At 73.2% G+C, this 25,213-nt stretch carries 22 protein-coding genes; 10 read left to right on the forward strand and 12 right to left on the reverse strand.

Annotated features, from left to right (window positions below):
- Window positions 1–44: 44 nt before the first annotated feature.
- From ACFVZH_RS05585 to ACFVZH_RS05595, 3 genes are read left to right on the forward strand one after another with little or no spacing between them, the layout of a single operon-like run.
- The gene (locus tag ACFVZH_RS05585; protein ID WP_384893516.1) at window positions 45–1,841 is read left to right on the forward strand and encodes a protein kinase; all 1,797 of its coding nucleotides are present in this window, start codon (window positions 45–47) and stop codon (window positions 1,839–1,841) included.
- Window positions 1,842–1,869: 28 nt separating this feature from the next.
- Window positions 1,870–2,709 (forward strand): EI24 domain-containing protein, encoded by an 840-nt coding sequence (locus ACFVZH_RS05590; RefSeq protein WP_384893518.1) that lies wholly within the window; start codon window positions 1,870–1,872, stop codon window positions 2,707–2,709.
- A gap of 11 nt (window positions 2,710–2,720) precedes the next feature.
- Window positions 2,721–3,539: a pectate lyase gene (locus ACFVZH_RS05595; protein WP_384893520.1), complete on the forward strand. Its 819-nt coding sequence runs from the start codon at window positions 2,721–2,723 to the stop codon at window positions 3,537–3,539.
- Here the strand turns inward: ACFVZH_RS05595 and ACFVZH_RS05600 are convergent.
- Entirely contained in the window at window positions 3,530–4,495 is a 966-nt protein-coding gene (locus tag ACFVZH_RS05600; RefSeq protein ID WP_384893522.1) for a LysR family transcriptional regulator, read from the reverse strand. The genes ACFVZH_RS05595 and ACFVZH_RS05600 overlap by 10 nt on opposite strands.
- 147 nt (window positions 4,496–4,642) lie before the next feature.
- On the opposite strand from ACFVZH_RS05600, the gene ACFVZH_RS05605 reads away from it, so the two are divergent.
- Complete coding sequence (locus ACFVZH_RS05605; RefSeq protein WP_384893524.1) at window positions 4,643–6,829, forward strand: M4 family metallopeptidase; 2,187 nt, start codon at window positions 4,643–4,645, stop codon at window positions 6,827–6,829.
- Window positions 6,830–6,997: 168 nt separating this feature from the next.
- Here ACFVZH_RS05605 and ACFVZH_RS05610 read toward each other — a convergent pair whose 3' ends face one another.
- Entirely contained in the window at window positions 6,998–7,711 is a 714-nt protein-coding gene (locus tag ACFVZH_RS05610) for a carbon-nitrogen hydrolase family protein (RefSeq protein WP_384893526.1), read from the reverse strand.
- A 32-nt stretch (window positions 7,712–7,743) separates the two neighbouring features.
- Window positions 7,744–8,652, reverse strand: a complete 909-nt coding sequence (locus ACFVZH_RS05615; protein ID WP_384893528.1) for a LysR family transcriptional regulator — start codon at window positions 8,650–8,652, stop codon at window positions 7,744–7,746.
- Window positions 8,653–8,710: 58 nt separating this feature from the next.
- Between ACFVZH_RS05615 and ACFVZH_RS05620 the strand changes: the two genes are divergently transcribed.
- Window positions 8,711–9,508, forward strand: a complete 798-nt coding sequence (locus ACFVZH_RS05620; protein ID WP_384893530.1) for an NAD(P)-dependent oxidoreductase — start codon at window positions 8,711–8,713, stop codon at window positions 9,506–9,508.
- Here the strand turns inward: ACFVZH_RS05620 and ACFVZH_RS05625 are convergent.
- On the reverse strand, window positions 9,505–10,203 hold the full coding sequence (locus ACFVZH_RS05625; RefSeq protein WP_384893532.1) for a MerR family transcriptional regulator: 699 nt from the start codon (window positions 10,201–10,203) through the stop codon (window positions 9,505–9,507). The genes ACFVZH_RS05620 and ACFVZH_RS05625 overlap by 4 nt on opposite strands.
- 195 nt (window positions 10,204–10,398) lie before the next feature.
- Between ACFVZH_RS05625 and ACFVZH_RS05630 the strand changes: the two genes are divergently transcribed.
- On the forward strand, window positions 10,399–11,772 hold the full coding sequence (locus ACFVZH_RS05630) for a DUF3533 domain-containing protein (protein WP_384893534.1): 1,374 nt from the start codon (window positions 10,399–10,401) through the stop codon (window positions 11,770–11,772).
- A 29-nt stretch (window positions 11,773–11,801) separates the two neighbouring features.
- Here the strand turns inward: ACFVZH_RS05630 and ACFVZH_RS05635 are convergent, their stop codons facing one another.
- Window positions 11,802–12,377: a TetR/AcrR family transcriptional regulator gene (locus tag ACFVZH_RS05635; protein WP_384893536.1), complete on the reverse strand. Its 576-nt coding sequence runs from the start codon at window positions 12,375–12,377 to the stop codon at window positions 11,802–11,804.
- A gap of 150 nt (window positions 12,378–12,527) precedes the next feature.
- Here ACFVZH_RS05635 and ACFVZH_RS05640 point away from each other — a divergent pair, with 150 nt between their 5' ends.
- Window positions 12,528–14,990 (forward strand): beta-glucosidase, encoded by a 2,463-nt coding sequence (locus tag ACFVZH_RS05640; RefSeq protein ID WP_384893538.1) that lies wholly within the window; start codon window positions 12,528–12,530, stop codon window positions 14,988–14,990.
- A gap of 58 nt (window positions 14,991–15,048) precedes the next feature.
- On the opposite strand, the gene ACFVZH_RS05645 is transcribed toward ACFVZH_RS05640, so the two are convergent.
- On the reverse strand, window positions 15,049–15,936 hold the full coding sequence (locus ACFVZH_RS05645) for an SGNH/GDSL hydrolase family protein (RefSeq protein ID WP_384893539.1): 888 nt from the start codon (window positions 15,934–15,936) through the stop codon (window positions 15,049–15,051).
- Between the two features lie 259 nt (window positions 15,937–16,195).
- Here ACFVZH_RS05645 and ACFVZH_RS05650 point away from each other — a divergent pair, with 259 nt between their 5' ends.
- Together ACFVZH_RS05650 and ACFVZH_RS05655 are read left to right on the forward strand one after the other, a co-directional pair.
- Complete coding sequence (locus ACFVZH_RS05650; protein ID WP_384893541.1) at window positions 16,196–16,690, forward strand: DUF3145 domain-containing protein; 495 nt, start codon at window positions 16,196–16,198, stop codon at window positions 16,688–16,690.
- Between the two features lie 68 nt (window positions 16,691–16,758).
- Complete coding sequence (locus ACFVZH_RS05655; RefSeq protein WP_384893543.1) at window positions 16,759–18,270, forward strand: PQQ-binding-like beta-propeller repeat protein; 1,512 nt, start codon at window positions 16,759–16,761, stop codon at window positions 18,268–18,270.
- A gap of 57 nt (window positions 18,271–18,327) precedes the next feature.
- On the opposite strand, the gene fabF is transcribed toward ACFVZH_RS05655, so the two are convergent.
- The 5 genes from fabF to fasR form a co-directional block, all read right to left on the reverse strand.
- The gene (gene fabF, locus ACFVZH_RS05660) at window positions 18,328–19,590 is read right to left on the reverse strand and encodes a beta-ketoacyl-ACP synthase II (RefSeq protein WP_384893545.1); all 1,263 of its coding nucleotides are present in this window, start codon (window positions 19,588–19,590) and stop codon (window positions 18,328–18,330) included.
- Window positions 19,591–19,669: 79 nt separating this feature from the next.
- Entirely contained in the window at window positions 19,670–19,918 is a 249-nt protein-coding gene (locus ACFVZH_RS05665) for an acyl carrier protein (protein WP_188267185.1), read from the reverse strand.
- A gap of 57 nt (window positions 19,919–19,975) precedes the next feature.
- Window positions 19,976–21,007, reverse strand: a complete 1,032-nt coding sequence (locus ACFVZH_RS05670; RefSeq protein ID WP_384893547.1) for a ketoacyl-ACP synthase III — start codon at window positions 21,005–21,007, stop codon at window positions 19,976–19,978.
- 18 nt (window positions 21,008–21,025) lie between these two features.
- Window positions 21,026–21,943, reverse strand: coding sequence for an ACP S-malonyltransferase (locus ACFVZH_RS05675; RefSeq protein WP_384893549.1), 918 nt, complete (start codon window positions 21,941–21,943; stop codon window positions 21,026–21,028).
- An 89-nt stretch (window positions 21,944–22,032) separates the two neighbouring features.
- A complete protein-coding gene (gene fasR, locus ACFVZH_RS05680; RefSeq protein WP_384893551.1) occupies window positions 22,033–23,214 on the reverse strand; it encodes a fatty acid biosynthesis transcriptional regulator FasR in 1,182 nt (393 codons plus the stop codon).
- A 94-nt stretch (window positions 23,215–23,308) separates the two neighbouring features.
- Between fasR and ACFVZH_RS05685 the strand changes: the two genes are divergently transcribed.
- Window positions 23,309–23,977: a pirin family protein gene (locus ACFVZH_RS05685; protein ID WP_384893553.1), complete on the forward strand. Its 669-nt coding sequence runs from the start codon at window positions 23,309–23,311 to the stop codon at window positions 23,975–23,977.
- Window positions 23,978–23,981: 4 nt separating this feature from the next.
- Here the strand turns inward: ACFVZH_RS05685 and ACFVZH_RS05690 are convergent, their stop codons facing one another.
- Window positions 23,982–25,172, reverse strand: coding sequence for an Ig-like domain-containing protein (locus tag ACFVZH_RS05690; RefSeq protein ID WP_384893555.1), 1,191 nt, complete (start codon window positions 25,170–25,172; stop codon window positions 23,982–23,984).
- Between the last annotated feature and the right edge of the window lie 41 nt (window positions 25,173–25,213).

Consider the following 25,213-nt stretch of genomic DNA (forward strand, 5'->3'; position numbering starts at 1 on the left):
GCGACTGCGGCATCATGTCCGTGTCCAGCGGACGGGGGAGTCGGGTGTCGTCGCACAACGGGCCGGAGCAGGCCGGCCACGGGCTGATCGGCGGGCGGTACCGCCTGGGAGAGCGGCTCGGCCAGGGCGGCATGGGCGTCGTCCGCAGGGCCACCGACGAACTGCTCGGGCGCGCGGTCGCGGTCAAGACGCTCGCGCTCGACGACGGTGCCGACCCGGCGGGCGCCCTGCGGGAGGCGCGGGTCGTCGCCCGGATCCGGCACCCCCACGTGATCGTCGTCCACGACGTCGTCGAGCACGAGGGCCGGCCCGCCCTGGTGATGGAACTGGTCGAGGGCGGGTCGCTCGCCGACCGGCTCGCCGCCGGCCGCGTCCTGTCCCTCCGGGAGACCGCGCGCCTCGGCCTCGACCTGCTCGACGCCCTCGGCGCCGCCCACGCCCTCGACGTCCTGCACCGGGACGTGAAACCGGCCAACGTCCTCCTGGAGAAGGGCAGCGGCCGCGCGGTGCTCACCGACTTCGGCATCGCCAGCCTCCCCGGCGCCACCACGCTCAGCGGCACCGGCGTGTTCGTCGGCACCCCCGAGTACACCGCGCCCGAGCGGATGCAGGGCGGCGCCGCGGGCCCGGCGTCCGACCTCTGGTCGCTCGGCGCGCTGCTCTGCGCGGCGGCGACGGGCACGTCGCCGTTCCGCCGGGACTCGATCGGCGCCGTGCTGCACGCCGTCGTCTACGAGGAGATCCGGCCGTCGACGCGGATGGGCCCCCTCGTCCCCGTCGTCCGGGGCCTCCTCGAACGCGATCCGGACCGGCGCCTGGGCGCCGCCGAGGCCCGCCGCATGCTCACCGCCTGCCTGACGGCGGAGGACCCGGCCGCCGCGCCCGCACCACCCGGCCCGGCGACGGCCTCCCACCCGCCGACCGCGCCGGACGTCCACGGGCCGGCCGCGCCCGATCCCCGGTGGCCGGCGACGCCCGACGCCCACGGACCGGCCGCGCCGGACGCCGACCGGCCGGCGACCCCCGACGCCCCCTGGCCGGCGACCCCCGACGTCCACCCGGCGCCCACGCCACGGCAGCCCACCCCGCCGGAGGCCCGCAGCCACTCCGCAGGTCAGGGCCACTCCGCGACCCACGACCACTCCGTGCCCCACGACCACTCCGCGGCCCACGACGCCTCCGCGCCGCGCGACCGGGAGGTCGGTGGCGCCGGGCGCCGGGGCGGTCTCGCGCTGCCGTTCGTGGCGGCGGCCGTCGCGGCCACGGTCGCGGCGGTGACCGTGGGGGTGCTGCTCGCGGGCCGCGACGAGCCGTCGACGGGCGCGGACTCGGGGAAGGGGACGGCGACCGCCTCGGGGAGCTCCTCCGAGCCGCCCGCGCCCGTGCCGGCCGGATACACGGCGGTCACCGACGAGCGCGGCTTCACCCTGGCCGTACCCGCCGGGGCGAGGCGCTCGACCGACGGGGAGCGGGTGTTCTACACGACGGGGGACGGGGCCGTCTGGGTCGGGGTCAGGGTCAGGGCGATCCCGTCCGGCGGGGCGATCGGGGCGATGCGCGACGCCGACGCGAGCGGTCCGAGCACCAATCGGGGGTACCGCGACGCCACGGTCGAGGAGACGCGGCACAAGGGGCTGCCGGCCGCCCGCTGGGAGTTCACCTGGAACGGCTTCACCAGCGCCGAGGGGTCCCGGCACACCGTCGACGTCTGCTGGGAGCAGGCGGGGACCCTGTACGACGTGTGGGCGTCGGCGCCGGTGGAGCGGGCGGACGAGGCCCGCGGGTACTTCGACACGGCGCTGGAGTCCTTCCGTACGTCCGGCCGAGCGCCGGGCGGCTGAGCGGTACGCCACCGATAAACTGACCCCCATGCGTGATCTCGGGGTGGGTTTCGGTTACCTGGTGCAAGGCCAGAAGTGGGTGGGCAGGCACGGACGGTGGTTCGGGTTCGGGCTGTTGCCCGGCCTGGTGACCCTGGTCCTCTACGTGGGCGCGCTCATCGGCCTCGGCTACGGCGCGGACGACCTGGCGGCCTGGGCGACGCCGTTCGCCGACGACTGGGCCTCGCCGTGGATCGGCCTCTTCCGCGGCACCCTGACCGCGCTCGTCTTCGTCTTCGGGCTCTTCCTCGCGGTGATCACCTTCACCGCCGTCACCCTGCTCGTCGGCCAGCCCTTCTACGAGTCCCTCTCCGAGGAGGTCGACCGCAGCGAGGGCGGCGAGGTGCCCGAGTCCGGGCTTCCGCTCTGGCGCGAGCTGTGGATCTCGGCCCGGGACAGCCTGCGGGTCGTGCTGCGGGTCGCGTTCTACGGCGTCCTGCTCTTCGCCTGCGGCTTCATCCCGGTCGTCGGCCAGACCGTGGTGCCCGTGCTCGGCTTCTGCGTCTCCGGCTTCTTCCTCGCCGAGGAGCTGACGGCCGTCGCGCTCCAGCGCCGGGGCGTCGAGCTCAAGGAGCGGCTGCGGATGCTGCGCGGGCGCCGGCTGGCCGCCCTCGGCTTCGGCGTACCGCTGACGCTCGCCTTCCTGGTGCCGTTCGTCGCCGTCTTCCTGATGCCGGGAGCCGTAGCGGGCGCCACCCTGATGGTCCGTGACCTGCGGGGCGAGACCGGCGAGGACCGCGCGGACGGCGACTCCGAAGAAAACGATCAAGAACGCGGCAACCTTCCTTCCTTCGGTGGCGACCAGGAGGTGCACCACCTCCCCCACTGAAGAAGGAACACATGACGCCACACAAGCGGAAGACGGGCCGCCGCCGCGCGGTCATCGGCGGCCTGAGCGCCCTCGCTGTCACCGGGGCGGCCCTCGTCACCGGTTCCCTGCTCGCCCCGGCGGGCGCGGCGAGCGCCGTCGCCGCCTGGCCCCAGGCCAAGGGCAGTACGCCGGTCGCGACGACGATCGAGGTCTCCGGCACGTACGACGGCAGGCTCAAGCGCTTCTACGGCACCGGGGACCTCGGCTCCGACGGCCAGAGCGAGAGCCAGAAGCCGGTCTTCGTCCTCAAGGACGGGGCCGTGCTCAAGAACGTGATCATCGGGACCCCGGCCGCCGACGGGGTCCACTGCCTCGGCAGCTGCACCCTCCAGAACGTCTGGTGGGAGAACGTCGGCGAGGACGCCGCCACCTTCAAGGGCACGTCGGCCTCCGCGGTGTACGCGGTGTACGGCGGCGGCGCGAGGAGCGCCTCCGACAAGGTCTTCCAGTTCAACGGCGCGGGCAAGCTGGTCGTGACCAGGTTCCAGGTCTCCGACTTCGGCAAGCTGGTCCGCTCCTGCGGCAACTGCAGGAAGCAGTACCCGCGGACGATCCTCGTCAACGACGTGGACATCACCGCGCCCGGCAAGTCGATCGTCGGCGTGAACGCCAACTACGGCGACACCGCGACCCTGCGGAACATCCGCGTACACGGCGACACCAAGAAGAAGATCAAGCCGTGCACCCGCTTCACCGGCAACAACACCGGCAAGGAGCCCAAGGAGATCGGCACCGGCCCTGACGGCACCACCTGCCGCTACACGGCCGGGGACCTCTCCTACGACTGATCCAGCACCGGGTGCAGTTCCGGGCGTGCGTCCCACCAGGTCCGGTGGAAGTCGTTGTTGCCGACGTTCGCCAGATAGGAGCGGGCCGCCGCCTGGAACAGCAGCTCCGCCTGCGGGGCGGGGACCGCGGCCCGGTTCCAGGCGAGCCTGATCCGCCCGGTGACCGGGTCGCCCTCCAGGGGGCGCAGGACCGTGCCCTCCGCCGCCGGGGCCGTCGGCTGGCTCATCGAGATCGCCCGGCCCGAGGAGATCAGCCCGTAGTTCATCTGCCGGTCGGGCACCCGGTGCCGCAGGACGGGCGTGAACCCGGCCTTCGCGCAGGCGGCGACCAGCGCCTCGGGGCCGCCGTCGTCGTCCTCCACGAGCGTCATCCAGGACTCGCCGGCCAGCTCGGCCAGCGCGATCCGTTCCTTCCCGGCCAGCGGGTGCGCCGCCGAGAGCCGTACGCAGAACGGCTCCTTGGGGACGACGGTGCGGGCCGTCGTCCCCTCCGGCAGCGGCACCTCGTGGTCGTTGACCTCCCCGTACAGCACGGCGTCGTACCGTCCCGCGCCGAGCTGCCGGGTCAGCGTCGTCGCCGAGTGCTCGACGGTGACGGAGATGTCCTGCCCCGTCACGACCTCCTCCAGTTCGCCGAGCAGCCGGTCGACGAGGACGAGCAGGATGCAGCCGAGGCGCAGGGGGGTGTGCGGGGCGACGGCCCGCGCCCCGGCGGCCAGCGCGTCCATCTCGCCGAGGACGAGGCGCGCCTTGGAGAGGACGAACTCGCCCAGCGGGGTGGGCTCCACGCCGTGCGGCCCGCGGAGGAAGAGCTCTCCGCCCGCGACCCGTTCGATACGGCGCAGCTGCGCGGACAGAGCCGGCTGCGAGACCCCGAGCCGCCCGGCGGCCCGCCCCAGACTGCCCGCTTCCGCTATCCGGCAGACGGCCTCAAGATGCCTCAACTCCAGCTGCATTTCAGCAGCGTACGCAGCGCGGCACGGGCGCACCATAACCCGCGTCTTATGCCGCGTGAGATGTCCCGAACTGGCCATGTCCACGCCCATACTCGGCGCGACGATCCGTCTCCCCCACCACGATCCCCACCCCGATCGGAGCAGACGTTGCACCCCACCAGACTCACGGCGACCGTGGCCGCCCTGGCCCTGTCGGCGAGCCTCGCGACCGCCCTCGCCGGCACCGCCGCCGCCGCCCCGCAGGCGCAGCCGGTGCCCCCGGGCCACGGCAAGTCCCTCGCGCTGGCGGCCGCCGACGGCGCCGCGGCGAGCGGTCTCGACGAGCTGCGGCACGGCGCCGACGAGGACCTCGTCCGGACGTCCGTCACCCCGTGGACGAACGGCCTGTACTACGCGTCGTACGAGCGCACCTACCGCGGCCTCCCGGTCGTCGGCGGCGACGCGGTCGTCGTCTCCGACAGCTCCGGGAAGGTCCGCGAGGTCACCGGCGCGGCCACCCCCGCCATCAAGGTCTCCACCAGGGCGAAGGTGACCGCCGACGCGGCCCTCGCCACCGCCCGCCGGCAGCTGGCGTCGGTGGAGAGCGCGAGCGCCCCCGAGCTGACCGTGCTCCTCAAGGGCGGCAAGGCCGTGCTGACCTGGCACACCCTGGTCATCGGCCGGACCGCGCAGGACGCCCCGAGCTCCCTCGACACCTATGTCGACGCGCGCACCGGTGCCGTCGCCCGCGCCACGGACAAGATCCTGCACGCCGACGGCCGCGGCTACCACAACGGCAACGTCACCATCGACACGGCCGCCTCCTCCATGACCGACACCAGCCGCGGCGGCTTCAAGTGCGGCGGGCAGAACGGCAGCGCCTACACCGGCTCCTCGCCGTGGGGCAACAACGGTGCCAACGACCTGGTGACCGCCTGCGTCGACATCATGTACGCGGCGCAGAAGGAACACTCCATGCTCAAGGAGTGGTTCGGCTACAACGGCCAGAACGGTCAGGGCGGCATGGTCCCGGCCCGCGCCGGACTCTCCGAGGTCAACGCGTACTACGACGGTACGAAGACGACCTACGGGCGAGCCCAGACCGGTTCCAACCAGCTCACCGGCATCGACGTCGTGGCGCACGAGTACGGCCACGAGATCTTCGACCGGACCCCGGGCAGCTCGGGCTCGTCCAACGAGAACGGCGGGATGAACGAGTCGACGGGCGACATCTTCGGCGCGCTCACCGAGCACTACGCCAACAACCCGAACGACACCCCGGACTACACGGTCGGCGAGAAGGTCAACTTCTTCGGCGACGGCAAGCCGATCCGGAACATGTACAACCCCTCGCTCGTCGGCAACGACCCCAACTGCTACCCGCAGTTGACCTCGGGCACCGAGGTGCACGCGGCGGCCGGCCCGCAGAACCACTGGTTCTACCTGCTCGCCGAGGGCTCCAACCCGGGCGGCGGCAAGCCCAGCAGCCCCATATGTTCCGGCGGTCCGTCCTCGGTGACCGGCATCGGCATCCAGAAGGCCGGCAAGGTCTTCATGGGCGCCCTGCTCATGAAGACCTCGTCCTGGAACCACCTCGCCGCCCGCAAGGCGACGCTGACCAGCGCCAAGAACACCTACGGCAGCGTCGAGTGCAACGCGGTGAAGGCGGCGTGGAACGCGGTCGGCGTCCCGGCCCAGTCCGGTGAGACCGACTGCGGCGGCACCACCACCCCGGACTTCTCGCTCGCCCTGAACCCGTCCTCGGGCTCGGTGCAGGCCGGCGCCTCCGCCACCTCCACGGTGAACACCTCCACCACCGGCGGCAGCGCGCAGACCGTCCAGCTCTCCGCGAGCGGCGCGCCGAGCGGCGTCACCGTCTCCTTCAGCCCCAGCTCGGTGACCTCGGGCTCCTCGTCCACCATGACGATCCAGGTCGCGGCGGGCACCGCCAACGGCACGTACCCGATCACCGTCACCGGTACGGGCTCCGCCACCCACACGGTCACGTACCAGCTGTCGGTCGGCACCACGACCCCGCCCACCGGCTGTGACGGCGCCGAGTACACCTACCAGGGCACCCTGGCCTCCGGTCAGACCCAGGCGCAGCCGGACGGCTCGTACTACTACTCCGCCACCGCCGGCACCCACACGGGCTGCCTGCGCGGCCCGGCCGGCGCGGACTTCGACCTCTACCTGCAGAAGTGGAACGGGTCGGCCTGGGCGGACGTGGCGGTCGGCGGCACCGCGTCGGCCGACGAGAACACCAGCTACTACGGCACCGCGGGCTACTACCGGTACGTGGTCCACGCGTACAGCGGCTCCGGCGCGTACACGCTGGGCCTGAGCGCCCCGTAACGGGGGCGGGGCGCCGTCGCGGACCGGGGGTTCCGTGACGGCACTTCCCGGAGCCGGGCGGCCGTATGTCCCACGGCCGCCCGGCTTCCGCGCGTCCCGGCCCCACCGGACCGGTCGTCGGCGGAGTCCGGTCGTCGGCGAGGTCCGGCGGTCCGCCGAGTCCGGTGGTCAGCGCAGTTCGGCGAGCGCGAAGCCCGGCCCGGCCTCGCCCGCGTCGGCGATCCGCCCGCCGTCCGGACCCCAGGCCCCGGCCCGGCCGGCGCCCACTCCGTCCTCGTTGGGCCCCAGGACGTTGCCGAGGACCACGTACAGGCCGAAGTCCCGGGCCCGCACCGGATAGACCTTCTCGAAGGAGTCGTTGTCGGCGGAGAGCACCGAACTCGCCAGGTACGCGGCGCAGCCGTCGGCCGCCGCCCGCTCGGCCAGCTCCGGGAACCGGTTGTCGTAGCAGGTGGCCAGGGCGAACCGGACCCCGTCGAGCTCGAACCGCCCGTCCCCGGCGCCCGGTTCGAAGACCTCGGCCTCGATCCCGTACAGGTGCTGCTTGTCGTAGCGGGTGAGCGGCGAACCGTCCGGTCCGATGACCAGCGTGGTCACCCCGGGCCGCGAACCGGCCGTCCGCACCGGCCCGTTGACCACGGCCGCCGCCGAGACCTCCCGGCACGCCTCGCGTACGGGCTCCAGGCGCGGGTCGTCCTCGGTCAGCACCAGGGCCGGGGTGTCGCGGATCAGCGAGGGCTCGTACCCGCTCAGACAGAGCTCGGCGAAGACGACCACGCGGGCCCCCTGGGCGCCGGCAGCCCGGACGAGTCCGGCGACGGTACGGACGTTGGCGTCGATGTCCCCGGCGACCGGGGTGAACTGGGTGGCTGCGAGGATCATGGCGGCCATCATCCCGCGTCGCCCTGTAAGGATCAAGAGTGGTCTGAGGGTATTAGCTCCGCCGCCGTCGCGCGGAGCAGCCCGAGGAAGGCCGTCGCCGCCGCCGTCGGGGTCGCCGGAGTGGCCGCACAGATCCGGCGGTACGGGACGTCGTCCGGGTGGATCGTGACGAGCGCGACGTCCGGGCGCACCGAAGCCGCCGCGAGCGCGGGCACCAGCGTGACGCCCAGCCCCGCCGCGACCGCGCCCAGCTTGGCGATCCAGTCATGGGCGAGCAGCCCCGTCCGCGGCCGGAACCCGGCGGCGACGGCCGGGCGGAACAGGGTGTCCTCCAGACGCTCGTCGCCGGTGATCCACTCCTCGCCGGCCAGCTCCGCGAGCCGCAGGGCCCGCCGTCCCGCGTACGGGTGCCCCCGCTCCAGGGCCACCAGCATCGGCTCGTCGAGCAGCGGGTGCAGCGTCACACCGGGCGGCGGGGGAGTGGCGAACGCCGGGCTGACCACCGCGAGGTCCTCCTCCCCGGCGACGACGAGCCCGAGGTGCTTCACCGACGGTCCCTCGACGCGGCTGACCACGACCCCCGGGTGCCGCTGCCGGAAGGCGGCCTGCGCGCGCGGCACGAGGGACGCGGTGGCGCTGGAGAAGGCCCCGAGCCGCAGCAGCCCCCCGTCGAGCGTGCGCAGCGAGGCCAGTTCGGCCCGGGCGGCGGCCAGCCGGTCCCGTACCGCCTCGGCGTGCGGAAGCAGCACCCGGCCCGCCTCGGTCAGCCGCACTCCGCGGGGCAGCCGCTCGAAGAGCTCGGCCCCCATCTCCTCCTCCAGGGACTGGACTTGGCGGGAGACCGCGGACTGGGTGTAGCCGAGGGCGTGCGCGGCGGCGGTGAAGGAGCCCACGCGGGCGACGGCGAGGAACGCCTCGTACAGACCATGCGAGACAGGCATGGCAGCCATGCTAGACATTCGCTTGTCGCATGACCGGGGTGGTCCTAGCGTCGAGGTCATGGACACCACGCCCCAGAAGATCGCCTTCCTCGGCCTCGGCTCCATGGGACTGCCCATGGCCCGCCGACTCCTCGGTGCCGGACACCCGTTGACCGTCTGGAACCGCACGGCGGGCAAGGCCGACGCCCTCGTCGCGGAGGGCGCCGTGCGCGCCGCGAGCCCCGCCGAGGCCGTCCGGGACGCCGACGTCGTCGTCACGATGCTGGCGGACCCGGCGGCCGCGCTCGCCGTCGCCGACGCGCTGATCCCGGCGCTGCGGCCCGGCACCCACTGGATCGACACCTCGACCGTCGGACCGGACACCGTCCGCGCCCTGGCCGCCCGGCTGCCCGCCGGGGTCACCCTGATCGACGCGCCCGTCATGGGGAGCGTCGACCGGGCGGCCGCCGGTGAACTGCTGATCCTGGCGGGCGGCGACACCGCGCCCGTCGCGGCCGTCCTCGACAGGCTCGGCGAGACCACCCCGTGCGGCGGCCCCGGCACCGGCGCCGCTCTCAAGCTCGTCCTCATCAACGCGGCCATCGGCGGGGTCGCCCTGGTCGCCGAGGCCCTGACGCTCGCCGCCTCCCTCGGTCTGCCCCGCGAGCTCGCGCTCCGCACCCTCGGCGCGGGCCCGCTCGCGGGCGCCGTCGGCCGCGCCACCGCCACCGGCTCGTACTTCCCCGTCGCCCTCGCCGCGAAGGATGTGGCCCTGGCGACGTCGTCGGCGAAGCTCCCCGTCCTGGAAGCCGTCCACGACCTCCTCGTCCGGGACCCGGCCCTGCTCGCCGAGGACCTCGCCGCCGTCGCCGGCTAGGGGGTGTCAGGGGTGTCCGCGGGGCCCGGGCCGGGGTGCGGGGCGGCCGGCTCGTCCGGACGGGCCCAGATGCCGCGCCGCCGGGTCTCGTTCTCCTGGGCGAGGCGGCGCAGGACGGCCAGGACCGGCTCCAGGAGGAGTACGACGACGGCGGCGTGCTCGGCCAGCTTGAAGCGGTCCTCGGAGTCGTCGAGTTCCTTGATCCGGTCGAGGTCGAGCCTCGCGGCGGAGGCGGCCAGTTCGGCGTACGGCAGCAGGTCCTCGGTGCGGTAGTCGGCGCCGATGCGGCCGAGGTCCATGAGGCTGGCGGCGAGGGCGCGGCGGTGCGGAGAGTCCTCGGAGACGTTCCAGCCCATGGCCCGCAGTAGCTCGTCGACCCGGGGCGCCTGTTCGTCGACCGCGTCCGTCTCGGCGGCGTCGACCGGCGTGGGCAGCGCGTAGTGCACGACGCCGAGCGTGGCGAGCGGATCGAGGGGCTCGTCCATGGCGGTGAGGACGTCGCGGGTGGCGGCGATCGACAGGCCGCCGCGGGCGGTCAGGGCGCGGATCAGGCGCAGGCGCTGGAGGTGCTCGTCCCCGTACAGGCTCAGGGTGGCTCCCAGCTGCCGGCCGGGCGGCAGCAGGCCCTCGCGCAGGTAGTACTTGATCGTCCCGACCGGTGTTCCGGACAGGCGGCTCAGGTCGGAGATTCTCATGCGCGCTCTCGCTCGGTGCGTTCTGTGTGTGACCAGTCTCCCAGGCGTTCCGGTGGACGCCCCCAGTTGGATAGTGCAACTCTTCAACTGGAAAGTGATACTTTCCAGTGCGCCCTCCACCTGCGAAGCCGGCGCCCTTCCCCTCCTGCCGATCCGAGCGCCCCGCCGGCGCGCCACCGAAACCGGAGCCCCGTCATGCCCGAACCGACCCCCTTGCTCCGGGTGAGCGCCGGCGGTCTGCTGCGCCGCCGAGGGGTGTGGCTGCCCGCGGCGGTCGTCCTCGGCCTGCTGTCCCTCGTCCTGTCGATGCTCTACCTGGGAGCCAACAACGACCCGGTCGGTTCGACGAAGGACCTGCCGATCGCCCTGGTCGACGCCGACCGGGGAGTGGAGACGGCCGGACGGCGGATCGACCTCGGCGCGCAGATCGCCACCCGGATCACCGGCTCCGCGGAGCTGGGGGACAAGGTCTCCTGGAAGAAGGTCGACCGCCGCACCGCCGACGACCTGCTCGCCCGCGGCAAGGTGTTCGGCGCGCTCGTCATCCCGGAGGACTTCTCCGCCTCCGTGAGCGCGCTCGCCGGGCCGGCCCAGCGCGAACCGCACCCGCCGACCATGACGGTGCTGACCAACCCCGCGGCCGGAAGCTTCGGTTCCGGCATGGCCGCCGAGATCAACCGCAAGGTCGTCGCCACCACCTCCGCGCAGGTGGGCCGCGGGCTCGCCCAGGAGCTCGGGCGGCAGGCCGCCCGTCCCGCCGCACCCGCCCAGGCCGCCCGTCCCGCCGTGCCCGCCGCCGCCCAGCTGATGATCGCCGACCCCGTGAAGGCGGTCGTCGAGGAGGGGCACCCGCTCGGCGCCCACACCGGCCTCGGGCTGAGCGCCTTCTTCTACGCCCTCGTGCTGGTCCTCGGCGGCATGCTGGGCGCCAACGTGATCCACAGTCAGGTGGACACCGCGCTCGGCTACATGGCCAACGACAAGGGCCCGTTCCGCTTCATCAAGCCCGCCCAGCACATCACGCGGGTGCACCACTTCGCGGCCTGCTCGGTGCTCATGGTCGTCCTGTCGATGCTGACCTCCGCGCTCGCGATGGCCGGCGCCGTCGGCGTCGTCGGCATCGACGCCTCGCACCTGGGCCTGCTGTGGGTCTTCGGGTCGTGCGCCACGGCGGCGATGGGCGTCACGGCACTGGCCCTGCTCGCCGTCTTCGGCACCCCGGGCCCCATCGTCTCCATGCTGGTCCTGATCGGCCTGGCCATCCCGTCGGCCGGCGCCACCATCCCGCTCCAGGCACTCCCGGACTTCTACCGCTTCCTGGCGGAGTTCGAGCCGTTCCGCCAGGTGGTCGACGGCGTGCGGTCCATCCTCTACTTCGGCGCCCGGACCGACGCGGGACTCGGACGCGCCTGGACCATGACGGCCCTCGGATTCGCCGGGTCGCTCGCCCTCGGCTTCGCGCTCACCCGCCTCTACGACCGCAGGGGGCTGCACCGCTCGGCCCTCCGGCTGCACGGCGCCGAGCCCGAGCCGCAGCCGGCCGCCGCGGCGGTCGTGTCCGCAAGGTAGGGCCGGGCGGGATTCGGCGGGGACACCCTCTAGGGGGTGTCCCCGCTCGCGCGCAGCAGGTGCAGGAAGTCCCGGAAGGCGCCCGGCATGTCCACCGCCGACGGGTCGAGGAGCCACTGGTACTGGAGTCCGTCCATCACCGCCGTGAGCAGCGGCGCCGCCCGCTCCGGGGTGAGCCCGCCGGGCAGCCGCTCGCCGAACTCCAGCCGCAGTACGTCCGCCATGTTGTCCCTGACCTGCGCGTACCGCTCGGTGAAGAATGTCCGCGCCGGATGTCCGTCGGTGACGCTCTCGCCGAGCAGGGCGGAGAAGGTCTGCACGATCCCCGGCCGCATCGCGTTGTACTCGACGAGGGACTCCAGCAGGTCGAGCCGCCAGCCCTCGCGGTCGCGGCCGCCGCTCGTGTCCCAGCGGTCGCGTTCCTCCAGGACGGCCACGAGCAGGGCCTCCTTCGTCGGGAAGTAGTGCAGCAGGCCCTGCTGGGTCAGCCCGACGCGCTCCGCGACCGAGCCGAGGGTGGCGCCCCGGTAGCCGCGTTCGGCGATCACTTCGAGGGCGGCGCGCAGGATGTCCGCGCGCCGCTCCTCGCTTCTGGCCCGCACCATCGCCGTGGCCTCCTTTCCCGACGTCCTTGCGAGAGGACCGTACTCCCTCCGAAAAATAACAGACTCGTAACGTAACCTACCGATCTACAGGTAAGTGGGTGCACGATGGGCCCATCGGGGTCATCGGTACGTCAACGAGGAGGTACGGCCATGGCGGAGAACAGCGCGGAGACCGCGCGGAACGCGGCCGTCGAGGCGGCGCTCGGCAAGCTCGACCTGGACACCAAGACCCGGCTGCTCGGCGGCCAGGACATGTGGTCCCTGCCCGCCCTGCCGGAGATCGGCCTGAAGTCCCTGGTCATGTCCGACGGACCCATCGGCGTCCGCGGCGTCCGCTGGACCGCCGACGACCCGTCCGTCGCCCTCCCGTCCCCGACGGCGCTCGCCGCCGCCTGGGACCCCGAGCTGGCCCGCCGGGCCGGCCGCCTCCTCGCCCAGGAGGCCCGCCGCAAGGGCGTCCACGTCCTCCTGGCGCCCACGGTCAACCTGCACCGCACGCCGCTCGGCGGCCGCCACTTCGAGGCGTACAGCGAGGACCCCCTCCTCACCGGCGCCATCGGCACCGGCTACGTCCAGGGCGTCCAGGACGGCGGCGTCGGCACCACCGTCAAGCACTTCGTCGCCAACGACGCCGAGACCGACCGCTTCACCGTCGACAACCGGATCGCCCCGCGCCCGCTCCGCGAGGTCTACCTCGCCCCCTTCGAGGCCATCGTCGCGAACGCCCACCCCTGGGGCATCATGACCGCCTACAACCGGGTCAACGGCGTGACGATGACCGAGCACCGGTACCTCGTGAACGAGGTCCTGCGCGGCGAGTGGGGCTTCGACGGCTGCAACGTCTCCGACTGGATGGCCGCCCGCTCCACCGTCGGCGACATCGAGGGCGGCCTCGACGTCGCCATGCCCGGCCCCGAGACCGTGTACGGCGCGGCCCTCGCCGCCGCCGTCCGCGCCGGAGAGGTCCAGGAGTCCACCGTCGACACCGCCGTACGCAACGTGCTGCGGCTCGCCGCCCGCGTCGGCGCCCTCGAAGGCGCCCCGCCGGTCGTCACCGAACCCCCGGCCGCCGTCGACGGCGACGCCCTCGCCCGGGAGATCGCCCGCCGCGGCTTCGTCCTCGTGCGCAACGAACGCGACGCGCTGCCGCTGAAGGCCGGCACCGTCGCCCTCTCCGGCGCCGCCGCCCGCGACGCCCGCGTCCTCGGCGGCGGCTCCGCCCAGGTCTTCCCCGACCACGTCGTCTCCCCGGTCGACGGCCTCACCGCCGCCCTCGCGGCCCGTCCGGAAGGGACCGCGCCCACCTACGCCATCGGCGCCGACCCCAGCGACGAACTCGCGCCCGCCGACCAGGGGTTCACCCTCCGCGCCCGCTGCCGCGACGCCGAGGGCCGGCTTCTCGGCGAGGGCTCCCTGCCCAACGGCCAGGTCCAGTGGATCGGCGACGACCTGCCGGCCGGCGTCACCCACGAGACGCTCGCCTCCATCGAGGTCGTCGGCACCTTCACCCCGCGCGAGGCCGGCGAGCACTCCTTCGGCACCCGCGGCCTCGGCGCCTTCACCCTCTCCGTCGCCGGCCGGACCGTCTTCGAGGGCGTCCAGGCGATGGGTTCCGAGGCCGACCCCTTCGAAGCCTTCTTCGGCTCCCCGGTCGAGCGCGCCAAGGTCGCGCTCGCCGCCGGCGAGACCGTGGAGGTCTCCCTGCTCCACACCCTCGACAAGGAGTTCGCGGCCCCGCTGCCGGCCGTCATGTTCTCCTTCGTCCACCTCGGTCCGCGCCGTGACCCCGACGAACTGATCGCCGAAGCCGTCGAGGCCGCCCGCGCCGCCGACACCGCCGTCGTGGTCGTCGCCACCACCGAACGCGTCGAGTCCGAGGGCTTCGACCGCAAGGACCTCGCCCTCCCCGGCCGCCAGGACGACCTCGTCCGGGCCGTGGCCGCCGTCAACCCGAACACCGTCGTCGTCGTCAACGCCGGCTCCCCGGTCGAGATGCCGTGGCGCGAGGAGGTGGCCGCGATCCTGCTCGGCTGGTTCCCCGGCCAGGAGGGCGGCGCCGCCCTCGCCGACATTCTCACCGGCGCCGAGGAGCCCGGCGGTCGCCTCCCCACCACCTGGCCCGTCGCCCTCGCCGACGTCCCCGTCACCGAGGTCACCCCCACCGACGGCGAACTCGCCTACACCGAGGGCGTCTTCATCGGCTACCGCGCCTGGGACCGGGCCGGCGCCGTTCCCGCGTACCCCTTCGGCCACGGCCTCGGCTACACCACCTGGTCGTACGACTCCCTGGCCGCCGGTCCCGCCGGCGCGGACGGGAGCACGGTCACCGTCCGGCTCACCAACACCGGCGCCCGCGCCGGCCGCGAGGTCGTGCAGGTCTACCTGGCGCCCACCGCCGACCCGGTGGAGCGCCCGGCCCGCTGGCTGGCCGGCTTCGCGAGCGTCGAGGCCGCGCCCGGCGGGACCGTCACGGCCGAGATCGCGCTGCCCCGCCGCGCGTTCGAGATCTGGGACGAGGAGAAGAACGGCTGGACTCTCGTCCCCGGTACCTACGAGGTCCTGGCCGCGCACTCCCTCGGCGACGCCCGCCTGACCGCGACCCTGGAGGTCTGACCCCCGGCGGGCCCCACGACCGGCCCCGGGGCGGCACCTGACAACCGCCCCGGGGCCCTCACTCCGCCGTGATCCGCCGGTACGCGAGCTCCGCGAGCCGCGCCTGCCCGTCCTTGCTCGGATGGAACCGGTCCCAGGGGCTCAACTGGCCGCCGCCGAACCGGAAACCGAAGACGGCCCCGCCGTCGTACCGGCAGCGCGCGTCCTTCGCGCACACCTCCTCCAGGACCCGGTTGTACGCCACCACCCGGTCCCGTACCGCCGCCCGCCGCCGCTCCGCCGCGGGACCGAGGTCCTCCGCGTCCGCCAGCATCGAGCCGCAGATCCCCAGCTTCCACACCTGGACGCCCAGCGGGCTGACCCGGCCCGTCGACCACAGGTGCCTCAGGTCCGGCACGCTCGACACGTAGACCTGCGCCTTCGGCGCACCCGCCCGCAGCCGGGCGAGCGCCGACTCGAAGGAGGCGCGGAAGTCGGCGACCGGGGTCATCATGCCGGGGGTCGGCCGGCAGGCGTCGTTGGCGCCCATCATCACCGTCACCAGCTCGGGCCTCTCGGCAGCCGCCCCGGCCATCTGCTCCGGCAGTTCCGCCATCCGGGCGCCCGTTCGCGCGAGGTTCCAGCTGTGGGTGGCCACCCTCGCCGGCCCGAGCAGCCGCAGCGCCAGACTGTTCACGGCCGCGTCCGTCCCGGTGGCCCAGGACACCTCCGGGCAGTCCGAGAGCACCGCGCAGGCGTCGAAGGCGCGGGTGACGGAGTCGCCGACGGCCGCGACGGAGGCGGGGGAGACGTCCCAGGAGGGTTCCGGCTTCGGTGTCGCCGGGGGCCGACGGCCGGGAGCCGCCGCGTCCGGGGGTCCGGTCGTGCAGCCGGCGAGCGCTCCCGCACACAACAGCGCCGCCGTCCCGGTGGCGACAGCGGTACGGAATCGGCGTCGGCCGCGCATCCCCGGCCCCTCCTTCGACGTCCTCGCGAGTGAAAGCTTGGTGTTCACCCGCACCCGGACCGACCGTACGTCACACCGACGACGGTGCGGCACGGTAGCTTTTCCCCCGTCGAACCAGAGGCGCCTTTGCCGACCGGCTCCGGTAAATTACATCACGTCACATCCTGTCCCCTTTTTAGCGGTTTGTGACGTTTTGCTCCTGATGCTGTTTACTGAGGCCGCTGGGAAAGGCGAACCTCGTCCCACACTGGAGGTCCCGGTGACGACACGTGGAGTCCTGTACGTACACTCCGCACCGCGCGCGCTCTGCCCGCACGTCGAATGGGCGGTGGCGGGCGTCCTCGGTGTGAGAGTCCAGCTCGACTGGATCCGCCAGCCGGCGTCCCCCGGCACCTGGAGAGCCGAGTTCTCCTGGCAGGGCCAGACCGGCACGGCCTCCAAGCTCGCCTCCGCGCTGCGCGGCTGGCAGATGCTCCGCTTCGAGGTCACCGCGGAACCCTGCCCCACCGCCGAGGGCGAGCGCTACAGCGCCACCCCCGAGCTGGGCATCTTCCACGCCGTCACCGGCATGCACGGCGACATCCTCGTCCCCGAGGACCGGCTGCGGGCCGCCCTCGCGCGCTCCGCACAGGGCGAGACCCAGCTGGAGGCCGAGATCGCCAAACTCCTCGGCAAGCCCTGGGACGACGAACTGGAACCCTTCCGGTACGCGGGCGAGGGCGCCCCCGTCCGCTGGCTGCACCAGGTCGTCTGACGGCCCTCACCGGCGCGCTGTAGATTCCCGCCCGGGCGTGCAGGGGGCGCGCCGGAGGGGGGAAGGAAATGTCACGTGACGGTGTGTCCGGCGCCTTGTTCGGCGCCGCGGCCGTCTTCCTGGGCGCCGGGGTCGCGGGCGGTGCCTGGCCGACGGGCTGGGCGGCGCTGGTCTGCGCCCTGGTCTGCGGGGCGCTGGGGGGCACGGTCCTCGCGCTGAGGCGGAGCCGGGGCTCGGACCCGGGGACACGGGACGCGGTACCGGGCCGGGGACTCGACAAGAGCGACGCCGGGGCCCGTACCGCGGCGTCGGGACGGTCCTCGCTCGTGGCCGCGGCCGTGGTGTGGGCACTCGCGCTCGTCGCCGGCGGCGTCTGGGCGGTCACGGCCGGGGACGACACCGGGGACGACACTGCGGCGAAGGGCAAGGCCCCCGCGAAACCCCCGGCCACCGCGTCCCTCGACGCCCGGCCGGCCGTCGCGTGGACGGTCCCGTCCGTGGGCCGGAACCACGACAGGGCGGTCGGCTACTGGGGGCTCGGCCCCGCCGTCGCCCAGGGCCGGATCGACGGACTCTTCTCGTACGACGGGGCCGACGGCCGCGTTCGGTGGAGCGTGCCCGCGCCGACCCGCGAGGCCCTGTGCGCGATGACCCCGGACGTCGAGGAGGGCGTCGGGCTCATCGCGTACGGCCGCCACGACAAGCCCTGCGCCACCCTCCTCTCCGTCCGCGTCTCCGACGGCAAGGTCCTGTGGAAGCGGAACCTCGGCGGCGAGGGGCTCGTCGAGGGCGCCCTCGCCGTCGGCGGCGCCACCGCCGTCAGCGCCGAGGACGGAGCCGTCCGGGCCCGCTCCACCGAGTCGGGCGAGCAGCGCTGGCAGCGGGCGGTGCCCAAGGGCTGCGAGACCCTGGCGGTCGACGCCGACGCCACCCGTACGCTCCTCGCCGAGCAGTGCGGCAAGGGCGCCCGGCTCCTCGCCCTGGACACCCGTACCGGCGCGCGGCGGTGGTCCCGCGACCTGCCCGTCGAGTCGCGGGCCACGGCGGCGGTGGTCTCCGTCTCCCCGGTCGTCCTCGCGGTCGACGAGGCGGACAAGCGCGGCACCCACGCCTTCCTGGTCTTCGACGACAAGGGCGCGCCGACCGTGGCCGTGCCCCTCTCCGGACCCGAAGGGGTCCTCTCCGCGCCCGAAAGCGTCGCCGCCGAGGACTTCCTCCGGCCCGTCGTCCGGGACGGCCTCCTCGTCACCCTCGCCCAGCGGGAGTCGCTCGTGCCCGACCACGTCGTCGCGTACTCCCTGAAGGACGGCAGGAAGGCGTGGTCGTACCACGCGGAGAACCAGACGATGGCGCTCGCGGCGGAGCCCGACGGCCGCATCGGCGTCCTGGAGAACTTCGGCAGCGGCCGCGTCATGCTGCTCGACCGCGCCACCGGCAAGGTCACCGCCCGCCTCGAACCCGACACGGGCAAGGAGGTGGGCATCTCCATCTACCCCGAACTCGTCCCCGTGCCCGGCGGCCACGTCGTCCTCAACCAGATCCTGATGCGGGCGGAGCCGGCCGCCTTCGCGCTGCGCTGACACGACAGGAGAGGCCCACCCCCGACCGGGGTGGGCCTCTCCTGTGTACGGCGCGGGTCAGACGGTGCGGAACGCCAGGACCACGTTGTGGCCGCCGAAGCCGAACGAGTTGTTGATCGCGGCGATGGTGCCCTGGGGCAGCTCGCGCGGCTCGCCGCGGACGATGTCGGCCTCGACCTCGGGGTCGAGGGCGTCGATGTTGATCGTCGGCGGGGCGAGGCGGTTGTGGAGCGCCAGGACCGTCGCGACGGTCTCGATGCCGCCGGCGCCGCCGAGGAGGTGGCCGGTCATCGACTTGGTCGCGGAGATCGCGACGTGGTCGAGGTCGTCGCCCAGGACCTTGCGCAGGGCCTTGATCTCGGCGACGTCGCCCTGCGGCGTCGACGTGGCGTGCGCGTTGAGGTGGACGACCTCGGACGGCTTGAGGTCCGTCGAGTCGAGCAGGTTCTGCATCGCGGCGGCGATGCCCCGGCCGGTCGGCTCGGGCTGCGCGATGTGGTGGCTGTCGGCCGACAGGCCCTGGCCGAGGACCTCGCAGTAGATGCGCGCGCCGCGCGCCTTCGCGTGCTCCTCGGACTCCAGGATCACGACGCCCGCGCCCTCGCCGAGGACGAAGCCGTCACGGCCGGTGTCGTAGGGACGCGAAGCCTTCGTCGGCTCGTCGTTGTTCTTGGACATCGCCATCATGTTGGCGAAGGCGGCGATCGGCAGCGGGTGGATCGCGGCCTCGGTACCGCCGGCGATGACCACGTCGGCACGGCCGGTACGGATCATCTCGACGGCGTAGCCGATCGCCTCGGCACCCGACGCGCACGCGGAGACCGGGGTGTGGACGCCCGCCCGGGCGTTCACCTCCAGGCCGACGTTGGCGGAGGGGCTGTTCGGCATGAGCATGGGCACGGTGTGCGGGGAGACGCGGCGGACGCCCTTCTCCTTCAGCACGTCGTACTGGTCGAGGAGCGTGGTGACACCGCCGATGCCGGAGGCGATGACGGAGCCGAGCCGCTCGGGCACGACCTTCTCGTCCTCACCGGCCGGGGCGGTGTAGCCCGCGTCGGCCCACGCCTCGCGGGCCGCGATCAGCGCGAACTGCGCCGAACGGTCCAGCTTGCGGGCGAGGGGGCGGGGCAGGACGTCGCCGGGGTCGACGGCGGCCGTCGCGGCGATCTGGACCGGCAGTTCGGCGAAGCGCTCGCCCACCAGGGGCTTGACGCCGGAGCGTCCCGCGAGCAGACCTTCCCAGGTCGACGCGGAGTCGCCACCCAGCGGTGTGGTTGCGCCGATACCGGTAACGACCACGGTGCGATTGGTCGAGTTCACAGGAATTCGTTCTCCATGTGTGTGATGGTCGGAATACGGCGCCACCGCCGGGTGGCGGACCGAGTCAGCGAGGGCCGAATCAGGCCTGGTGCTTCAGGATGTAGTCGGCAGCGTCGCCGACGGTCTTGAGGTTCTTGACGTCCTCGTCCGGGATCTTGACGTCGAAGCGCTCTTCGGCGGCGACGACGACCTCGACCATGGACAGCGAGTCGACGTCCAGGTCGTCGGTGAAGGACTTGTCCAGCTGGACGTCCTCGGTGGGGATGCCGGCGATCTCGTTGACGATCTCGGCGAGACCCTCGACGACCTGCTCCTGGGTGAAGGCCATGGTGGCGCTCCTTCTGTGATTGCTTAGGTGAACGACTTCCGGAAGGATCCGGGGTGCCTAGGGGAGGGTAACGACCGTCGCGGCGTAGACGAGACCCGCCCCGAAGCCGATGACGAGCGCGGTGTCGCCGCTCTTCGCCTTTCCGGTCGCCAGGAGCCGCTCCATGGCGAGCGGGATCGAGGCGGCCGAGGTGTTGCCGGTGGTCTCCACGTCACGGGCGACCGTGACGTGCTCCGGCAGCTTCAGAGTCTTCACCATCGAGTCGATGATCCGCATGTTCGCCTGGTGCGGGATGAAGACGTCAAGGTCGTCCGCCGTGATTCCGGCGGCGTCCAGCGCCTGCTGGGCGACCTTCGCCATCTCGAAGACGGCCCAGCGGAAGACCGCCTGACCCTCCTGCGTGATGGCGGGGAACTTGATTTCGCCGTCCTCGTTGAGGGGCAGCGTCGAGACGTCGCCGCCGTGGAACTCGTTCCACGGCACGGTCTGCTTGATCGTCTCGGACTTGTCGCCCTCGGAACCCCAGACGGTCGGGCCGATGTGCGGCTCGTCCGAGGGGCCGACGATCACGGCACCGGCGCCGTCGCCGAACAGGAAGGCCGTCGCGCGGTCCTCCAGGTCCGTCAGGTCGCTGAGCCGCTCCACGCCGATGACGAGGACGTACTCCGCCGAACCCTCGACGATCATGCCCTTGGCGAGCGTCAGGCCGTAGCCGAAGCCCGCGCAGCCGGCGGAGATGTCGAACGCGGCCGGCTTCCCGGCGCCGACCTTGTCGGCGATCTCGGTGGCGACGGCCGGAGTCTGCTTGAAGTGCGAGACCGTGGAGACGATCACGGCACCGATCTGCTCGGCGGTGATGCCGGCGTCCGCGATGGCCTTGCCCGAGGCTTCCACCGACATCGCGGTGACGGTCTCCTCCGGCGAGGCCCAGTGGCGGGTGGAGATGCCGGAGCGCGAGCGGATCCACTCGTCGGACGAGTCGATCTTCTCGAGGATCACCTCGTTCGGCACGACCCGGGTGGGGCGGTAGCCGCCGACACCGAGGATCCGTGCGTACGGGGCGCCCTTGCTGGGCTTGATCTTCGACATGCTTCTCGACACTCCTTGTCAGACGGCCGCGTGCTCAGCGATGAGCGTACGGGCCGCGTCGAGGTCGTCGGGAGTCTTGAGAGCGACCGTGGCCACGCCCGGCAGGGCGCGCTTGGCGATGCCGGTCAGGGTGCCGCCGGGGCACACCTCGACCAGCGCCGTCGCGCCGAGGGCCTGGAAGGTCTCCATGCACAGGTCCCAGCGGACCGGGTTCGCGACCTGGCCGACCAGGCGGGCCACGACCTCGGCGCCGTCGGCGACGACCTGCCCGTCCTTGTTGGAGACGTAGCGGGTGGTCGGGGCGGCCGGGGACAGCCGCGCCGCGGCCTCCTCCAGCTTCGCCACGGCCGGGGCCATGTGGTGCGTGTGGAAGGCACCGGCGACCTTGAGCGCGACGACCCGGCGGACACCCTCGGGCTTGTCCGCCTCCAGGGCGGCCAGCTGCTCCAGGGTGCCGGCGGCCACGATCTGGCCGGCGCCGTTGACGTTGGCCGCGGTCAGGCCGAGCTTCTCCAGGTGCGGGACGGTCACCTCGGGGTCGCCGCCGAGCAGCGCGGACATGCCGGTCCCGGTGATCGCGGCGGCCTCGGCCATCGCGAGCCCACGGGTCCGTACGAGACGCAGCGCGGCGGTGTCGTCGAGGACACCCGCGAACGCGGCGGCGGTGAACTCGCCGACGCTGTGGCCGGCGACGACGCCGGGCCGCACGTCGCCGAGCGCGGCGGCGGACAGCAGGCCGGCGGCGACGAGGAGCGGCTGTGCCACGGCGGTGTCACGGATCTCGTCCGCGTCCGCCTTCGTGCCGTAGTGGGCGAGGTCGAGCTCGATGGCGTCCGACCAGGCCGCGATGCGGTCGGCGGCGCCGGGGAGGTCGAGCCAGGGAGTCAGGAAGCCGGGCGTCTGAGCGCCTTGGCCGGGAGCGACGAGTACGAGCACCCTCACACTCTCTCTTGGGGACGGCTCCCGGCGCCCGTGGGGACAAGGACGAAGAACCGTCGGGGGAATTGTTGGTCTTCGACAAAAGTCTAGGACTGCGGATCTCCGTCGGCCAAGCGCCCCAGGATGAGGGCGATCCGCAGGGTGAAGGCCGAGCGCACGTCGGAGGGCGACCAGCCGGTGACGTCGGTCACACGTCGAAGCCGGTAGCGCACGGTGTTCGGGTGGACAAAGAGCATCCGGGCCGCGCCTTCCAGGCTGCTGGCCTGCTCCAGATAGACACTGAGAGTTTCCAGCAGGGCCGAGCCCGCTTCCTCCAGCGGTCTGTAGATCTCCTCCACCAGCTGCTCGCGCGCCGAAGGGTCGGAGGCGATGGCGCGCTCCGGCAGGAGATCGTCCGCCAGCACCGGCCGGGGCGCGTCCTGCCACGCCGAACACGCCTTGAGTCCGGCCGCCGCGGCCTGCGCGGAGCGGGTCGCCGCCAGCAGGTCGGGGACCACGGGGCCGGCCACGACGGGACCCGCCGCGTACGGCCCGATCAGAGCCTTCGCCACGGCGAGCGGGTTGTCGTTGCCGCCCGCGATGACGACGAGCCGGTTGCCGAGGACTCCGGTGAGGACCTGGAGCTTGGCGTGCCGGGCGGCCCGCCGGATGGCCTCCACCGTCAGCTCGCTGTCCCCGTCGGGGGCGGTGCCGAGGACCACGCAGACGTGATCGGGCGAGTTCCAGCCGAGCGCGGCGGCCCGGGAGACGGCGCCCTCGTCGGCCTCGCCGGAGAGCACCGCGTTCACCACGAGCGACTCCAGGCGCGCGTCCCACGCGCCGCGGGCCTCGGCGGCCTGCGCGTACACCTGGGCGGTGGCGAAGGCGATCTCCCGGGCGTAGACGAGCAGCGCCTCGCGGAGCACGGACTCGTCGCCGGGGGCGGCGACCTCGTCGATCGCCGACTCCATGACCTCGATCGTGGTGCGGACCATCTCCACGGTCTGGCGCAGCGTGATCGCCCGGGTCAGCTCGCGTGGCGCGGTGCCGAAGACGTCCGTCGAGATCGCCTGGGGGGTCTCGGGGTGCCGGAACCACTCGGTGAACGCGGCGATACCGGCCTGGGCGACCAGACCGATCCACGACCGGTTCTCGGGCGGCATCGCGCGGTACCACGGCAGCGTCTCGTCCATGCGGGCGATGGCCCCGGCGGCGAGCCGCCCGGAGGACTGTTCGAGGCGCTTCAGGGTCGCGGAGTGCGGATGAGCGGCGTTCACGGGTTCTGGCACGGGGACAAGACTGCCTTATCGGGACGCCGGCATGCGGGGTCGGGGCGGTTTGCTCCCCGGAAGGTCCGAGGGCTTCCCGGATACGGTAGGGCCCGTGATACGCATCCAGCGCGCGGCGGAGCGGTACCCCGGCGGCGACCCGGCGGCCGGGATCGAGACCCGGCACGCCCTGTCCTTCGGGCCGTACTACGACCCGGACAACCTCCGCTTCGGCGCCCTCCTCGCCTGCAACGAGGAGCGGCTCGCGCCCGGCGCGGGCTTCGACGAGCACCCGCACAGCCACACCGAGATCGTCACCTGGGTCGTCGAGGGCGAACTCACCCACCACGACACCGCCGGGCACGGGACGGTCGTCCGCGCCGGCGATCTCCAGCGGCTCAGTTCCGCCGGCGGCGTCCGGCACGTCGAGCGCAACGACGCCGGCGTCCCGCTGACCTTCGTCCAGATGTGGCTCGCCCCGCTGGCACCGGGCGGGGAGCCCTCGTACGAGGTGGTGCGCGGGCTCGGGGACGCGTACGAGCTGCCGGCGGCGGACGCCCGGCTGCACGTCCGCCGTCTCGGACCGGGCGACTCCACCGCCGTCCCGGACGCCGACCTCGTCTACGTCCACGTGGTCCGGGGGACGGTACGCCTCGACGGCGAGGAACTCGGCCCCGGCGACGCGGCCCGGCTGACCGACGCCGGCGGCCCGGAACTCCTGGCGGCCGCAGCCGCGGAGGTGCTGGTCTGGGAGATGCGGGACTGGCGCAGGGCCCTGGGCTGACCGGTCAGCGCAGCGCGCTCTTCGCCTTCCACTGCTCCCAGCCCAGGTTCCACGCCCCGTAGCCGTTGCCCTCCGCGACGGTGCCCTTGGTCTCGCGGCCGGTGATCTCGAAGGGGTCGCCGACGTTCACCGAGGCGTAGAACGAGGCGGCGTTCTCGTCGCTCATGCCGATGCAGCCCGAACTGTGGTTGGCCTTGCCGAAGTACGCCGCGTTCCACGGGGCCGCGTGCGCGTACATCCCCGACCAGGTCAGGCGCATCGAGTAGTCCACGTCCTTGTTGTAGGCGTCGCCGAGGCCGACCGTCTCCGAGTTCATGTTGATGGTGCCCTCCTTCGCCATCAGGACGGCCGTCCCCCGCCAGGACCGCTTGTCGCCGCCCGGGGTGCCGCCGGAGACCGGGATGGTGCGGACCGTGCGCCCGTCCCGGACGACGGTCAGCCGGTGCCGGTCCAGATCGACCTTGACGACCTGCGCGGCGCCGACGGTGAAGCCGGTGCGGTAGTCCCGTACGAACCAGCCGCCGCCCGAGTCGGTGCCGTTCAGGTCCGCTTCGAGGGTGACCTTCGTGCCCGGCTTCCAGTACTCCTTCGGACGCCAGTCGGCCCGGTCCCGGCCCGAGTAGTCCGTGACCCAGCCCCAGGAACCCTCGGTGGCGTTCGAGGTGGTGACCTTGAGCTGCCGCTCGACGTCCGCCTTCCGCGTCACCGGCAGGTCGAAGACGATCGACAGCGGATGCCCGATGCCCACGGTGGTGTTCTTGCCGGGCGCCAGCGTCAGCTTGTTGACCTTCTCCGGCTCGGGCGTGGTGAAGGAGGACGTCGTCGTCGACTCCTTGCCGTCGCCGGTACGGGAGGTCACCTCCACCGTGTACGAGGTCCCCGGCACCGCCTTGCGGTCCGACAGCCAGCTCGTGCCGCCCGCGCCCGTGCGGCCCAGCAGCGTCCCGCCGTCGGCGTCGACGACCTTCACCGCGGCGATCGTGCCGCCCGCGGCGGTCACCTTCACGGGGCTGCCCGCCGCCGGGGCCACCACCGTCACCTTCGCCGGGGCCGCCGGCTTGGCGTCCCCCGTCCCGGACCGGCCGCCGCCCCCGTCCGCCGCCTGGGCCGTGCAGGCGGTCAGGGAGGCGACGAGCGCGACGGCCGCGAGGACGGGACGGGACGGGAGCGGGCGGCGTGTGCGTATCGGCAGCACGGAAGACCTCCGTGGAGAGGGAAGAAGGGTGGGATGTCCGG

Origin of the sequence: Streptomyces sp. NPDC059534 (assembly GCF_042743475.1) — a bacterium.
In the GTDB taxonomy this organism is placed as follows: Bacteria; Actinomycetota; Actinomycetes; order Streptomycetales; family Streptomycetaceae; genus Streptomyces.